Origin of the sequence: Vibrio sp. YT-16 (genome assembly GCF_033337405.1) — a bacterium.
Lineage (GTDB): Bacteria > Pseudomonadota > Gammaproteobacteria > Enterobacterales > Vibrionaceae > Vibrio > Vibrio alginolyticus.
In genome coordinates, this window is the sequence record NZ_JAWOQQ010000008.1 from 185071 (window position 1) to 199712 (window position 14642).

Annotated in this window: 11 protein-coding genes; 8 read left to right on the forward strand and 3 right to left on the reverse strand. The window is 44.8% G+C overall.

The window, feature by feature from the left end:
* Position 1 precedes the first annotated feature (1 nt).
* From R7F07_RS15085 to R7F07_RS15100, 4 genes are all read left to right on the forward strand, one after another.
* Entirely contained in the window at positions 2–1471 is a 1470-nt protein-coding gene (locus R7F07_RS15085; RefSeq protein WP_053307499.1) for a protein adenylyltransferase SelO, read from the forward strand.
* A 212-nt stretch (positions 1472–1683) separates the two neighbouring features.
* On the forward strand, positions 1684–2682 hold the full coding sequence (locus R7F07_RS15090; RefSeq protein WP_053307498.1) for a TRAP transporter substrate-binding protein: 999 nt from the start codon (positions 1684–1686) through the stop codon (positions 2680–2682).
* A 70-nt stretch (positions 2683–2752) separates the two neighbouring features.
* Positions 2753–3427: a TRAP transporter small permease gene (locus tag R7F07_RS15095; protein ID WP_005384308.1), complete on the forward strand. Its 675-nt coding sequence runs from the start codon at positions 2753–2755 to the stop codon at positions 3425–3427.
* Positions 3428–3430: 3 nt separating this feature from the next.
* A complete protein-coding gene (locus R7F07_RS15100; protein ID WP_005382255.1) occupies positions 3431–4792 on the forward strand; it encodes a TRAP transporter large permease in 1362 nt (453 codons plus the stop codon).
* A 33-nt stretch (positions 4793–4825) separates the two neighbouring features.
* Here R7F07_RS15100 and R7F07_RS15105 read toward each other — a convergent pair whose 3' ends face one another.
* The 3 genes from R7F07_RS15105 to R7F07_RS15115 all read right to left on the reverse strand — a co-directional run bounded on the left by R7F07_RS15105 (position 4826) and on the right by R7F07_RS15115 (position 8234).
* On the reverse strand, positions 4826–5008 hold the full coding sequence (locus tag R7F07_RS15105) for a hypothetical protein (RefSeq protein WP_021034161.1): 183 nt from the start codon (positions 5006–5008) through the stop codon (positions 4826–4828).
* Positions 5009–5086: 78 nt separating this feature from the next.
* A complete protein-coding gene (locus tag R7F07_RS15110; RefSeq protein ID WP_017819922.1) occupies positions 5087–6424 on the reverse strand; it encodes a sigma-54-dependent transcriptional regulator in 1338 nt (445 codons plus the stop codon).
* A gap of 4 nt (positions 6425–6428) precedes the next feature.
* Positions 6429–8234, reverse strand: coding sequence for an ATP-binding protein (locus R7F07_RS15115; RefSeq protein ID WP_171343111.1), 1806 nt, complete (start codon positions 8232–8234; stop codon positions 6429–6431).
* Positions 8235–8760: 526 nt separating this feature from the next.
* On the opposite strand from R7F07_RS15115, the gene tig reads away from it, so the two are divergent.
* From tig to lon, 4 genes are all read left to right on the forward strand, one after another.
* A complete protein-coding gene (gene tig / locus R7F07_RS15120; RefSeq protein WP_005382251.1) occupies positions 8761–10068 on the forward strand; it encodes a trigger factor in 1308 nt (435 codons plus the stop codon).
* 105 nt (positions 10069–10173) lie between these two features.
* Positions 10174–10800 (forward strand): ATP-dependent Clp endopeptidase proteolytic subunit ClpP, encoded by a 627-nt coding sequence (gene clpP, locus R7F07_RS15125; protein ID WP_005382347.1) that lies wholly within the window; start codon positions 10174–10176, stop codon positions 10798–10800.
* 70 nt (positions 10801–10870) lie between these two features.
* Entirely contained in the window at positions 10871–12151 is a 1281-nt protein-coding gene (gene clpX, locus R7F07_RS15130; protein WP_005382345.1) for an ATP-dependent protease ATP-binding subunit ClpX, read from the forward strand.
* 130 nt (positions 12152–12281) lie between these two features.
* Entirely contained in the window at positions 12282–14633 is a 2352-nt protein-coding gene (gene lon, locus R7F07_RS15135) for an endopeptidase La (RefSeq protein ID WP_005384300.1), read from the forward strand.
* The last annotated feature ends 9 nt before the right edge of the window (positions 14634–14642 follow it).

The following is a 14642-nucleotide window of genomic DNA, read 5'->3' on the forward strand; positions in this document are numbered from 1 at the left end:
CATGTCCATTTGGCAACGGGTCAATTTCACCCATCGCTTTAGTCAATTACCGTCAGCGTTCTATACGTTGGTCGAGCCACAACCCTTGGACAACACTCGCTGGGTCGCTTGGAATGGTGAGTTTGCACAGCAGTTTGGTTTACCAGAAGAGCAAAACGATGAGTTATTGGCGGTTTTTTCTGGGCTAAGTGAATTCGAACAATTTCGTCCTCTTGCGATGAAATATGCAGGCCATCAGTTTGGCGTTTACAACCCAGATTTGGGCGATGGACGTGGATTACTGTTGGCAGAAATTGAGCATCAGGATGGTACTTGGTTTGATCTTCACCTCAAAGGTGCAGGGCTAACGCCTTACTCGCGAATGGGAGATGGGCGAGCGGTATTACGCTCAACTATCCGTGAGTACTTGTGCAGTGAAGCCATGGCGGGCCTTGGGGTTCCCACGACACGTGCTCTCGGTATGATGGTCAGTGATACACCTGTTTATCGAGAAAAAACGGAATCGGGCGCTTTGTTACTTCGAATGGCTGAAACCCATGTTCGATTCGGTCACTTTGAGCATTTCTTTTACACCAACCAGTTAGCAGAGCAGAAGCTGTTGGCGGATAAGGTGATTGAGTGGCACTTTGCTGATTGTGCATCGGCGGAGAAACCATATGCCGCGATGTTTGACGCCATCGTGACTAAAACAGCCGAGATGATCGCATATTGGCAAGCTTTTGGTTTTGCGCATGGTGTGATGAATACCGATAACATGTCAATTCTTGGGCAAACTTTTGATTATGGTCCGTTTGGCTTTCTTGATGATTATGAGCCGGGATACATTTGTAATCATTCAGACTACCAGGGTCGTTACGCATTTGATCAACAGCCTAGAATTGCGCTTTGGAACCTGTCAGCACTGGCGCATGCGCTATCGCCACTCGTTGAACGAGAAGACTTAGAATCGTCGTTGAGTCAATTTGAAGTTCATTTAAGCCAGCAGTTCGGCCGCCTCATGCGTGAGAAGTTGGGCTTAAAAACTAAGATAGCGGAAGACGGGCGTTTGTTTGAAGCTATGTTTGAGCTTCTTCACCAGAATAAAACGGACTACACTCGCTTCTTCAGAACACTTTCAAACCTTGATAATGCGCCTTCCCAAGCCGTAATCGATTTATTTCTCGACCGAGAAGCAGCGCGAGCTTGGCTTGAGCTGTATTTAGCTCGGTGTGAGCTAGAGGTTGATGAACTAGGGGGCCTGATTTCAACCGAACAGCGTTGCAAACAGATGCGTCAAGCCAATCCCAAATACATCTTGCGTAACTACTTGGCTCAGTTGGCGATTGATAAAGCGGAAGAAGGGGACTTTAGCGAATTACACCGATTGGCCGAACTGTTAAAACGCCCATTTGATGAGCAACCCGAGTTTGATGATTACGCGAAATTGCCACCGGAATGGGGGAAGAAAATGGAGATAAGCTGTTCTTCATAAATGGGTCATTTCCCACCCATTTGTATCTTTTTCTTGGGTGGAATTCACTCGTTACACTTCTGATTCATGTTAATGGGCTTTGTTAATTTATTGAAATACATATAAATTTTAACATGGTCCATTAATTGCTCTTTGTTGAACATCCGTACCCATCGCCTAACACCTAGTTACTCATGGACGGGATGGGATGTGATTCAACAAGGAGAATAATAATGCTTAAGCCTCTAACTCTACTATCTGTCTCTGCACTTGCTGTTACCAGTTTTAATGCTGCCGCAAATTGTGACCCGGGTGAAACGGTCATCAAGTTTAGCCATGTAACGAACGCGGACAAACACCCTAAAGGCATCGCGGCTTCGTTACTTGAAAAGCGCGTCAACGAAGAGATGAACGGTAAAGTCTGTATGCAGGTGTTTCCTAACTCAACACTGTATGATGATGACAAAGTGTTGGAAGCGCTACTGAATGGTGATGTTCAACTCGCTGCTCCTTCTCTTTCTAAGTTTGAGAAATTCACCAAGAAGTACCGCCTTTTCGATCTCCCTTTCTTGTTCGATGATGTCGACGCGGTTGACCGTTTCCAAAACTCGGAAGCGGGTGAAAAGCTGAAAAATTCAATGAAACGTCGTGGCCTACAAGGCATTGCGTTTTGGCATAACGGCATGAAGCAAATGTCAGCCAACAAGCCGCTCATTTCTCCAACTGATGCTGAAGGACTTAAGTTCCGTGTTCAAGCGTCTGATGTACTCGTTGCTCAGTTTGAGCAGCTAGGTGCTAACCCACAAAAAATGTCGTTCAAAGAAGTTTACGGCGGCTTGCAAACTAAGGTTATTGATGGTCAAGAAAATACTTGGTCAAACATTTACGGCAAAAAATTCTTCGAAGTTCAAGATGGCATTACGGAAACGAACCACGGAATTCTGGATTACTTAGTTGTGACGTCAAACGACTTCTGGAAAAACTTACCAGATGATCAGCGCGAGCAGTTAAACACCATTATTCAAGAGGTAACTGCGCAGCGTAATGCTGAGTCAACCAAAGTAAACCTTGCGAATAAGAACAATATCATCGAAGCAGGTGGTGTGGTTCGTACTCTAACGCCAGAACAGCGCCAAGAATGGGTCACTGCACTTCAACCAGTATGGAAGAAGTTCGAAAAAGACATTGGTTCTGACCTAATCGAAGCCGCTTTGGCGTCTAACCAAAAATAATAACACCTAGCACATTTAGCCCTCTCAAACTGAGGGGGCTCTTTCCCCCTACAGACGACGTGATGTAATTATGGAACAGACTTTTTTTGCCAAGGCTGGACGAATCACCGATGCCATTGAAGAGACTTTGATTGCTTTCTTCTTGGGTGCCATGACCTTGCTGACCTTTGCCAATGTCATCTTTCGTTATGTCTTTAACGACAATATTCTTTGGGCGCTTGAGCTCACCGTTTTCATGTTCGCATGGATGGTGTTGGTTGGCGCATCTTATGGTGTGAAAAAACACTTTCATATTGGTGTCGATGTCATTATTAACATCGTTCCGGAAGGTAAACGAAAAGCCCTGGCGCTTTTTGCTGCAATGTGTTGCTTAGCCTTCTCTATTTTGCTGTTAATTGGCGCTTGGAACTACTGGTATCCGTTCGCTACTGACCGAGCGTGGTATGAAACGGACGATATTCCGATGCCTGAAATACTCCAGTTCATGGCCGACTGGTTAAATGAGGGAGAGCGTTATGAAAAGCTGCCACGTTTTATTCCTTACTTCGCTTTGCCACTTGGAATGGCGCTACTAACGTTTAGATTTGTTCAAGTCACGTGGCAAATCGCTACTGGTAAGCTCGATCGCTTGATTGCAGGACATGAAGCGGAGGAAGAGCTCGAATCTCTTAAAGCTGAGATGAGTGACGCTGAAGACGTAATGGCTCCAAAGGCCTCGCAAGACGCTAAAAACAAGGAGCAATAAGCCATGGATATCTTATTTCTATTTTTGATGGTAATTGGCTTTATGCTGGTTGGCGTGCCAATTGCTATTTCGCTGGGCCTTTCCAGTGTTCTTTTCCTTTTAATGCATTCGGATGCCTCTTTAGCGTCAGTTGCTCAAACGCTGTTTAATGCATTCGCGGGCCACTACACGCTATTGGCTATTCCATTCTTTATATTGGCTTCAAGCTTTATGTCGACGGGTGGCGTAGCAAAGCGGATCATTCGTTTCGCCATTGCCATTGTAGGCTGGTTCCGCGGCGGTTTGGCGATGGCTTCGGTTGTAGCGTGTATGATGTTTGCCGCGTTGTCAGGTTCCTCACCTGCAACGGTTGTTGCCATAGGTAGTATTGTTATCGCAGGTATGATCAAAAACGGTTACTCAAAAGAGTTTGCCTCTGGGGTAATTTGTAACGCAGGTACGCTAGGGATTTTGATCCCACCTTCGATTGTGATGGTGGTGTATGCAGCCGCAACGGATGTGTCAGTTGGACGTATGTTCCTTGGTGGTGTGATTCCCGGTTTGCTGGCGGGTGTCATGTTGATGATCGCGATTTACATTGCCGCGAGAATCAAGAACCTTCCAAAGCAACCTTTTGTCGGTTGGAAAGAAACTTTTGATGCCGCCAAGGATGCAAGCTGGGGCTTGTTGTTGGTCGTCATCATTCTTGGTGGTATCTATGGCGGTATCTTTACGCCGACAGAAGCCGCTGCGGTTGCTGCTGTGTACTCATTCTTTATTGCTAACTTTGTATACAAAGACATGGGGCCATTTGCAGACAAGAAAAACACTAAACCTGCGCTCGTTAAAATCTTCCAAACCTTTGTTCATAAAGACACCAAACACACCCTATATGAAGCGGGCAAACTCACCATCATGCTGCTGTTCATCATTGCTAATGCCTTAATTTTGAAGCATGTTTTAACGGAAGAACGCATCCCGCAAATGATCACCGAGTCGATGCTCTCGGCTGGTCTCGGACCAATCACTTTCTTGATTGTGGTGAACGTCTTGTTGCTGATTGGTGGTCAGTTCATGGAGCCATCAGGCTTGTTGATCATTGTTGCGCCGCTCGTGTTCCCAATTGCGATTGCATTAGGTATAGACCCAATTCATTTGGGCATAATGATGGTGGTGAATATGGAGATAGGAATGATAACGCCGCCCGTGGGTCTTAACTTATTTGTGACCGCTGGTGTTGCCAAAATGTCGATGATGAACGTAGTGAAGGCAGCATTACCCTGGGTTGGAGTGATGTTCTTATTCCTAATTATCGTCACATATGTGCCATGGGTTTCGACTTGGTTGCCTACTACCTTGATGGGGCCGGAGATCATTACCAAGTAATGGAAGCCAGAAAGTAGAAAGAGGTGTGAGAATTCACACCTCTTCGTCTATTGACTTGTAACAAGTTTTGCGCGGGTCTGAATTAATTCGACGTTCATAGTGTCGCCACCTCTTTTTATTTTTGCGACGCTCTTCACCGAATCTTCTCTCTTCTTGATAGCAACCGTCTACGAGCACGGTATCTGTAACAATCGGTATTCTCACTTTTTCGTTCATATCTATAACAACCATGATAAACCCGTTGTTAAAAATTATGATTCAAGTTGAATATAATGCCAGCTATTTGAACGTGTTTTATTTGTAAAGGTCTTTATTTATTTGGTAGCGCTGCATCTTGTCGTAAAGGGTTTTTCTTGGCACATTCAATTGGCACATTGTCTGTTTAATACTACCGTTGTTTTCTAATAAAGCGCCTTCAATGGCTGCTCTCTCAAACTCCGCCACTTGCTCTGCAAGGCTTGAGGAAGACTTAGCAACTGGGTTCGATTCTCCCAACTGAATTAACTTACCCAATAGCACAAAACGCTCTGCAGCATTTCTGAGTTCTCGAACATTGCCAGGCCAGTCATGGCTCATCAGTTGCGCTAGATCTTGGGGTGACAAGCTAGGTGAGCTTTTGCCATAACGTGAAGCTGCTACCAACAGAAAGTGGTGAAAGAGGGCTGGAATGTCTTCTTTTCGTTCGCGTAGTGGCGGGAGATCCAAGGTCACGACATTGAGCCGATAATAGAGGTCCTGACGGAAAGTACCTTCTTCAGCTGCGTGTTTTAAATCGACCTTTGTTGCGGCAATCACTCGAATATCTAAAGGCAATAATTCATTTGAACCGACACGCTCAATCACGCGCTCTTGTAATACCCTCAATAAACGAATTTGGGCTTGGATAGGCATCGACTCGATCTCATCCAAGAAAAGTGTGCCGCCTTGTGCAAACTCAAATTTACCGATACGACGGCTTTCGGCGCCAGTGAATGCGCCTTTTTCATGGCCGTAGAGTTCACTCTCAATTAAGTTCTCTGGAACCGCTCCACAATTTACGGCGACAAAGTTTTGGTTCCGGCGAGAGCTTTGCTCATGTAAAGAACGAGCGATTAACTCTTTCCCTGTACCGGTTTCACCAAACAACAAAATATCGGCGTCGGTATCGGCGATTTGGGTGATGGTCTCTCGTAATATTTGGATGCTAGAGGTTTCACCAATAACTCGTGGACCAAGGGTTTTACTGGCTTTAAGTGACAGGCGCAGTTTTTCATTTTCATTGGTTAGTTTGCGCTTCTCAATCGCCCGCTTAACCGTTTCAACCAAATGTTCTGGCGCAAAAGGTTTCTCAATAAAGTCGTAAGCGCCTTGATGAAGGGCTTGCACAGCCATGGAAATATCACCGTGTCCAGTGATCATGATGACGGGTAAGTTTGCATCGCGTTGAGTCAAAGTTGTTAGCATATCCATACCAGAAATGCCTGGTAAACAGATATCAGTGACCACGACGCCAGCTTCTTCTCCTTGCTGCATCGCTATTAAAGCCGATTCTGCATCCACAAAAAACTTGGCGTCGATATCCGCCAGTTCAAAGGTCTGTTCTATAGCGAGTCTGAGATCGGCCTCATCATCAATAAAAAACACCTGACACATGATCTTATCCTTTTGATGGTTCAGTGTTGTAAGAAGTGATAGGTAAACACAATGAGAATCGAGCGCCGCCTTGTTCTCGATTATGGGCACATAATTTTCCATTCATACTGGCTAAGATTTGTTGCGAGATAGAGAGACCCAAACCTAAACCGTTCAGTTTAGTGGTTAGAAACGGCTCACATAAATCAGAAAGTGAGAAAGAGCCAAGTCCTGGGCCATTATCATCAACATGAATCCAAACTAAATCAGTGTGCTCATCGTGTTCTACAGATAATTCTACCTGTTTGTCTTGTTGTTCTTTGAGTGCTTCTATCGCATTAGTCAGTAAATTGACCAACACTTGCTCCAGTTGAATAATATTGATCTGCACTTCAACATCATGCTTTGGCAAATTTGTTTCTAACGTGACGCGCCCTGATTTAAATGCGGGCTTCATCAGTTCTTTTACAGAGGCAATCACAGGGAACAGTCGAGATTGAGCCAACTCGTCACCACTGGTTTTTTTGGCGAAAGAGCGAAGTTGCTGACTGATATTTGCCATACGGTCAGTGAGAGCAGAAATGCGAGTGAGATTATCTTCCACTCGCTCATATTTTTCTTTTTTTAGAAACAGCTTGCCGTTCTCCGCAAAGCTACGAATTGCCGCAAGTGGATTATTCAGTTCATGGCTGATACTGGCCGACATTTGTCCTAACACCGCGAGTTTCGCTGCTTGCACCAATTCGTCTTGAGTAACGCGTAAAGTTTGTTCGGTATCGATACGCTGTGCGATCTCCGCTTGCAACTCGGCAGTCCGTGCCATGACTTGATATTCCAACTTTTGATTGGCTTCTTGTTGAATTCGTTCAAGTTGCAAGTGACGCTGTTGACGGTGATAGATAAGCTGACCAATTAAAAACAAAACCATGAATGCTAGAGTGAGCACAAAGATGTAACCCATGGTGAACCAAACGATCGACTGTTTAGGAGACAGCACACGAATAGTCAGTTTGAGTTCGGGAAGGGGCAGCGAAGAGACCACCAAGGTTCCTTTATTGTATGGGTAACCCTGTTTAAGCTCAGAATGCACCTCGTCCAAACTACCCACTAATCCAAGCGTTTCAATTGGCGCATCAAGATATTGTTGGCTTGCCCAAACTTGCTTTTTCTCTTTTTTTGTCAGTGGCTGTAAGCTTTTGAGTAGCCATTCACTTCGGCTACTCATGAAAACAATTCCGTATGGGTCGCTGGCGACAAAAACACTGTTAGGTTGCTGCCAGTTGTCCTCTATCTTACTTAGGTCCATCTTCACCACGACGACACCAAGTACACCGCCAGCGTATACGATGGGATAAGAATAGTAGTAGCCACGTTTACGAGATGTTGAGCCCAGTGCGTAGTATTGGCTTCGTTTACCTACAATGGCTTGTTTGAAATAAGGGCGAAATGCAAAATTTCGCCCGATAAAGGAGCGCTCTTTACGCCAGTTGCTGGCCGCGATCGTTGTACCCCATTGATCGATTAAGTACGTATCCGCTGCTTCAATCACGCCATTAACGGATTCTAAATACCGATTAGTAATTTCCAGTTGCGCACTGTTGTTGGGGTGCAGAAGCGCTTGATAAAGAGGATCATCTTTAGCGAGAAGATTTGGGATATGGGCGTACTTATCGAGTTTATTTTTTATATGGCCAGAAAACTGCTCCAGCTGTGATTGGTGTTTATCAAGTAGAGATTGATAACTGGTCTGCCAAACCCAATGGCCACCGATAATTGCGGACAGGAAATAGAAAGCAAAAAATGTCAGCAGAATCCGTTTTTTTTGCGACATCCTTACACTCCTTACAACTTCCTTTGGTCACGTAAGAAAATGTTAATAGTTTGTAGGAAGGATTAGGGATTTAGTTTTCAACTCTGTGGAGTAAAACAAGAGCAAGATCTCTTTTTAGGCTTTTCGATAAAAAAACCGGTCGATTCTCTTGAAAAAGTCGCTATTGTCCCCATTCTAGATATGCTGGCGATGCTTAGACGGTGTCTGAATCGCATTTTTGAAGAAAAAATGGGTCAGCATTCGAGAATTTAGCGCAGACAATGTCCACATAGTGGCTATTGGCTCGACAGGGTTGCGACAGATCGCTAGAATGTCGCGTCTAAAAATTCTGTCCTGAGGCTAATAGGAGATACCTTTGGTTATTTTATCGAAGATATCACTGATTAGTCCGGTACTGACAACCAGTATCGATACTCGATTTTAAATTAGGTGTTCGGACAGAACACTACACAAGGATGAAGCGTAAGCTCCTCTGAGTTTCGCTCATACGCTCGGAAAACCGAGCCACTTTAGAGGTTTATATATAATGCAAGTTACTGTTGAAACGCTAGAGGGCCTAGAGCGCCGTCTAAACATTACTGTTCCAGCTGCAAACATCGAAGACGCTGTAACAGCTGAACTACGCAACATCGCTAAAAACCGTCGTTTCGATGGTTTCCGTAAGGGTAAAGTGCCTCTAAAAATGGTTGCTAAGATGTACGGCAAAGCAGTACGTCAAGACGTTCTTGGTGAAGTAATGCAACGCCACTTCATCGAAGCTATCGTTAAAGAGAAAATCAACCCAGCTGGCGCTCCAACTTTCGCTCCTGTAGAGAACAAAGAAGGTTCAGACCTAGTTTTCACTGCAACTTTTGAAGTTTACCCAGAAGTTGAGCTTAAAGGCCTAGAGAGCATCACTGTTGAAAAACCACTAACAGAAGTTAAAGATGCAGACGTAGAAGAGATGATCGATACTCTACGTAAGCAACAAGCAACTTGGGTTGAAGTTGAAGAAGCAGCTGAAGATGGCAAACGCGTAAGCATCGACTTCGTTGGTTCTATCGACGGTGAAGAGTTCGAAGGCGGTAAAGCTGAGAACTTCCCTCTAGAAATGGGTGCTGGTCGCATGATCCCTGGTTTCGAAGACGGTATCGCAGGTAAAACTGCTGGTATGGAATTCGACATCGACGTGACTTTCCCAGAAGATTACCACGCTGAAAACCTAAAAGGTAAAGCAGCTAAGTTCGCAATCAAAGTGAACAAAGTTGAAGCTCGTGAACTACCAGAACTAAACGACGAGTTCGTTGCTAAGTTCGGTGTTGTTGAAGGTGGTGTTGAAGCACTTAAAGCTGAAGTTCGTAAGAACATGGAACGCGAACTTAAGCAAGCTGTTAAGAACCGCATCAAAGAGCAAGCGATTGACGGTCTAGTTGAGCAAAACGACATTAACGTACCATCAGCGCTTATCGAGCAAGAAATCCAAGTTCTACGTCAACAAGCTGCACAACGTTTCGGTGGTAACCCAGAAGCTGCTGCTCAGCTTCCACGTGAACTGTTCGAAGAACAAGCTAAACGTCGCGTTGTTGTTGGTCTTCTACTAGGTGAAGTAATCAAATCTGAAGAGCTAAAAGCGGACGACGAGAAAGTTAAAGCTCTAATCGAAGAAATGGCTACTGCATACGAAGATCCATCAGAAGTTATTGCTTACTACGAGCAAAACGAAGAAATGATGAACAACATGCGCAACGTAGCTCTAGAAGAGCAAGCAATCGACGCGATCATCGCTAAAGCACAGGTTTCTGAGAAAGAAGTAGGCTTCAACGAGCTACTTAACCAACAACAACCTGCTGCTTAATAAGCAATATCTTGCGTAGAAGGTTGACTTAACGTTAACTATTCTGCTAACAATGGTCCGTATGATAGTCATCATCCGGGCCATTTATTTTAGGGACATAAGAATATGAGCTACCAAGAAAAAAATGCAATGTCGCCAATTATGGACGCGCTAGTACCAATGGTGGTTGAACAAACTTCCCGAGGCGAACGCTCTTACGACATCTACTCACGTCTGCTGAAAGAGCGCGTGATTTTTTTAACGGGTCAAGTGGAAGACCACATGGCAAACCTTGTCGTGGCTCAGCTACTTTTCCTAGAATCTGAAAATCCAGATAAAGATATTTTCCTATACATCAACTCGCCAGGCGGCAGCGTAACAGCTGGTATGTCTATTTACGATACCATGCAGTTCATTAAGCCAAATGTCAGCACTGTGTGTATGGGTCAAGCATGTTCAATGGGTGCCTTCCTGCTTGCAGGTGGTGCGCCAGGTAAGCGTTACGTACTGCCTAACTCTCGTGTAATGATCCACCAACCATTGGGTGGTTTCCAGGGTCAAGCTTCTGATATCCAAATCCATGCTCAGGAAATCCTGACGATTAAACAGAAGCTAAACAAGTTGTTAGCAGAACATACAGGCCAACCTCTTGAAGTCATTGAGCGCGATACTGATCGTGATAACTTCATGTCATCAGAGCAGGCTGTGGAATACGGTATCGTGGATGCAGTGTTAAGCCACCGTGGCGAGTAATTAGCCAGCGCATTTTGGCAAAAATTGATATACACTCATTCATGAAGAGTAAAGGCTAAGAGGTTAGCGAATGACAGATAAAAGCAAAGAAAGTGGCAGCGGTAAATTGCTGTACTGTTCTTTCTGCGGCAAAAGTCAGCACGAAGTTCGCAAGCTAATCGCAGGTCCGTCAGTGTACATTTGCGACGAATGTGTCGACTTATGTAACGATATTATTCGCGAAGAAATCAAGGATGTTCTCCCTAAGAAAGAATCTGAAGCGTTACCAACGCCAAAACAGATCCGTGAACACCTTGATGACTATGTGATCGGGCAAGATTACGCGAAAAAAGTGCTCGCAGTTGCGGTATATAACCACTACAAGCGTTTACGCAATGGTGATACAACGAGCGAAGGTGTGGAGCTTGGTAAGAGTAACATCCTTCTAATTGGTCCTACAGGTAGCGGTAAAACACTACTTGCGGAGACATTAGCTCGATTCTTGGATGTGCCATTTACAATGGCAGACGCGACGACACTAACCGAAGCCGGTTACGTAGGTGAAGACGTTGAAAACATCATCCAAAAGCTTCTGCAAAAATGTGATTACGATGTAGCTAAAGCGGAACGCGGCATCGTTTACATTGATGAAATTGATAAGATTTCACGCAAAGCTGAAAACCCATCTATTACGCGTGACGTATCTGGTGAAGGTGTTCAGCAGGCGCTACTAAAACTTATCGAAGGTACGGTTGCATCGGTTCCACCTCAAGGTGGTCGTAAGCATCCTCAGCAAGAATTCCTACAAGTGGACACATCTAAGATCCTGTTCATCTGTGGTGGTGCTTTTGCTGGCTTAGACAAAGTGATTGAGCAGCGTGTTGCAACAGGTACAGGTATTGGCTTTGGTGCTGAAGTTCGTTCGAAGAATGAATCGAAGACGGTAGGTGAGCTATTTACTCAAGTTGAACCTGAAGACTTAGTGAAGTATGGCCTCATTCCAGAATTCATTGGTCGTCTACCTGTAACAACAACACTGACTGAGCTTGATGAAGAAGCGTTGATTCAGATCCTATGTGAACCGAAGAACGCACTGACCAAGCAATATGCAGCATTGTTTGAGCTAGAAAACGCTGAACTTGAATTCCGTGAAGATGCGCTGCGCGCTATCGCGAAAAAAGCAATGGAGCGTAAAACAGGTGCTCGTGGCTTACGCTCGATTCTTGAAGGCGTGCTACTTGAAACCATGTACGAATTACCATCTGCAACAGACGTTAGTAAAGTCGTGATTGATGAGTCCGTCATTAATGGCGAGTCAGAGCCACTGCTTATTTACAGTAACGCAGACAATCAGGCAGCTGGAGCAGAGTAAATTCAGCCATAATGAAAAAGGAGGTAAGTAATTACCTCCTTTTTTTATTTCTCTTATTGAATCCAAACAATTAGCCCCCATATACTGCCTTAAGTAATACGTTAAACGTGAAAGCGGAAGAGAGAATTATATGAACTTGGAACGTTCCGAGCGTATCGAGATCCCGGTACTACCTCTACGTGACGTAGTGGTCTACCCACACATGGTTATTCCATTGTTTGTTGGTCGTGAGAAATCGATTAGCTGTCTAGAAACGGCGATGGAAACCAACAAACAAGTTCTTCTTGTGGCACAAAAGCAAGCGGATACTGACGAGCCTACGGTTGACGACCTATTTGACGTAGGTACGGTAGCCACCATTCTCCAGCTCTTGAAGCTTCCGGATGGCACAGTAAAAGTATTGGTCGAAGGCCAGCAGCGAGCAAAAATCAATCACTTTAAAGAGAGTGACTTCTTCCTAGCGGAAGCTGAATTTGTTGTTACGCCAGAATTGGATGAGCGTGAGCAAGAAGTGATTGTTCGCAGCGCGATTAATCAGTTTGAAGGGTTCATTAAGCTAAACAAGAAGATTCCACCAGAAGTGCTAACGTCACTTAATGGTATCGACGAAGCCGCACGCTTAGCGGATACCATTGCGGCTCATATGCCGTTAAAGTTGGTAGATAAGCAGCAAGTACTTGAAATTGTTGACGTCACTGAGCGTCTGGAATTCCTGATGGGCCAGATGGAATCAGAGATCGACTTGCTGCAAGTTGAAAAACGAATTCGTGGTCGCGTTAAAAAGCAAATGGAAAAATCTCAGCGTGAGTACTATCTGAATGAGCAAATGAAAGCGATTCAGAAAGAACTTGGTGAGATGGAAGACGCACCAGACGAGTTCGAAACGCTACAGAAGAAGATTGACGAATCAAAAATGCCTCAAGAGGCACGTGAAAAGACAGAGCAAGAGCTGCAAAAGCTTAAGATGATGTCTCCAATGTCTGCTGAAGCAACAGTGGTTCGTAGCTACATCGATTGGATGGTCAGCGTTCCTTGGGCTAAGCGCTCAAAAGTTAAGAAAAACTTAGCGAAAGCAGAAGAGGTTCTTAATGAAGATCACTACGGTCTAGAACGCGTCAAAGAACGTATCCTTGAATACCTGGCTGTTCAAAACCGTATCAACAAGCTAAAAGGTCCTATCCTTTGTCTTGTTGGTCCTCCTGGTGTAGGTAAAACGTCTCTTGGTCGTTCAATTGCTTCAGCTACAGGCCGTAAGTATGTTCGTATGGCGTTGGGTGGTGTGCGTGATGAAGCGGAAATTCGTGGTCACCGTCGTACTTACATCGGCTCATTACCAGGCAAATTGATCCAGAAGATGTCGAAGGTTGGTGTGAAGAACCCGCTGTTCTTATTGGACGAAATCGACAAAATGTCTTCAGATATGCGTGGTGATCCGGCATCGGCTCTACTAGAAGTGCTTGATCCTGAACAGAATAACTCGTTCAACGATCACTACCTAGAAGTGGATTACGATCTCTCTGACGTTATGTTTGTTGCGACATCGAACTCGATGAACATCCCGGGCCCATTGTTAGACCGTATGGAAGTTATTCGTTTATCTGGTTACACCGAAGACGAGAAGCTGAACATTGCAAAACGTCACCTTGTTGATAAACAAGTGAAGCGTAATGGCTTGAAAGCGGATGAGATCGTCATTGAAGATTCTGCGATTATTGGCATCATTCGTTACTACACGCGTGAAGCGGGTGTCCGTAACTTAGAGCGTGAGATTTCTAAGATCTGCCGTAAAGCGGTGAAGAATATCTTGCTGGATAAGGACATCAAGTCAGTAACGGTAACGATGGACAACCTAAAAGAGTACTTAGGTGTTCAACGTTTCGATTACGGTAAAGCGGATGAAAGTAACCGAATTGGTCAAGTAACTGGCCTAGCTTGGACAGAAGTGGGTGGCGATCTATTAACGATTGAAACTCAATCAATGCCAGGTAAAGGTAAGCTGACACAAACGGGTTCTCTTGGGGATGTGATGCAAGAGTCTATCCAAGCAGCAATGACAGTGGTTCGCTCTCGTGCAGAAAAGCTAGGTATCAATACTGACTTTTACGAGAAGAAAGATATTCACGTACACGTGCCGGAAGGCGCGACACCAAAAGATGGCCCAAGTGCGGGTACAGCAATGTGTACAGCATTGGTTTCTTCTCTGACAGGCAACCCTGTGAAAGCAGAAGTAGCGATGACGGGTGAAATCACACTGCGTGGTGAGGTTCTACCTATCGGCGGCCTAAAAGAGAAGTTACTTGCGGCACACCGTGGTGGCATCAAGACAGTGCTAATTCCAAAAGATAACGAGCGTGATCTGGAAGAGATTCCTGATAATGTTATCGCTGATCTGAAAGTTATCCCTGTACAGTGGATTGATGAAGTACTGAAAGTCGCACTAGAGCGAGACCCGACGGGCGTTGAGTTTGAGTCTCAAAAATAGTGATGTGTA

What these genes read in the sequence shown, in the direction of transcription:
- R7F07_RS15085 (WP_053307499.1), top strand. Translation starts at nt 2, where the DNA reads ATGTCCATTTGGCAACGGGTCAATTTCACCCATCGCTTTAGTCAATTA.
- R7F07_RS15090 (WP_053307498.1), top strand. Translation starts at nt 1,684, where the DNA reads ATGCTTAAGCCTCTAACTCTACTATCTGTCTCTGCACTTGCTGTTACC.
- R7F07_RS15095 (WP_005384308.1), top strand. Translation starts at nt 2,753, where the DNA reads ATGGAACAGACTTTTTTTGCCAAGGCTGGACGAATCACCGATGCCATT.
- R7F07_RS15100 (WP_005382255.1), top strand. Translation starts at nt 3,431, where the DNA reads ATGGATATCTTATTTCTATTTTTGATGGTAATTGGCTTTATGCTGGTT.
- R7F07_RS15105 (WP_021034161.1), bottom strand. Translation starts at nt 5,008, where the DNA reads ATGAACGAAAAAGTGAGAATACCGATTGTTACAGATACCGTGCTCGTA.
- R7F07_RS15110 (WP_017819922.1), bottom strand. Translation starts at nt 6,424, where the DNA reads ATGTGTCAGGTGTTTTTTATTGATGATGAGGCCGATCTCAGACTCGCT.
- R7F07_RS15115 (WP_171343111.1), bottom strand. Translation starts at nt 8,234, where the DNA reads ATGTCGCAAAAAAAACGGATTCTGCTGACATTTTTTGCTTTCTATTTC.
- tig (WP_005382251.1), top strand. Translation starts at nt 8,761, where the DNA reads ATGCAAGTTACTGTTGAAACGCTAGAGGGCCTAGAGCGCCGTCTAAAC.
- clpP (WP_005382347.1), top strand. Translation starts at nt 10,174, where the DNA reads ATGAGCTACCAAGAAAAAAATGCAATGTCGCCAATTATGGACGCGCTA.
- clpX (WP_005382345.1), top strand. Translation starts at nt 10,871, where the DNA reads ATGACAGATAAAAGCAAAGAAAGTGGCAGCGGTAAATTGCTGTACTGT.
- lon (WP_005384300.1), top strand. Translation starts at nt 12,282, where the DNA reads ATGAACTTGGAACGTTCCGAGCGTATCGAGATCCCGGTACTACCTCTA.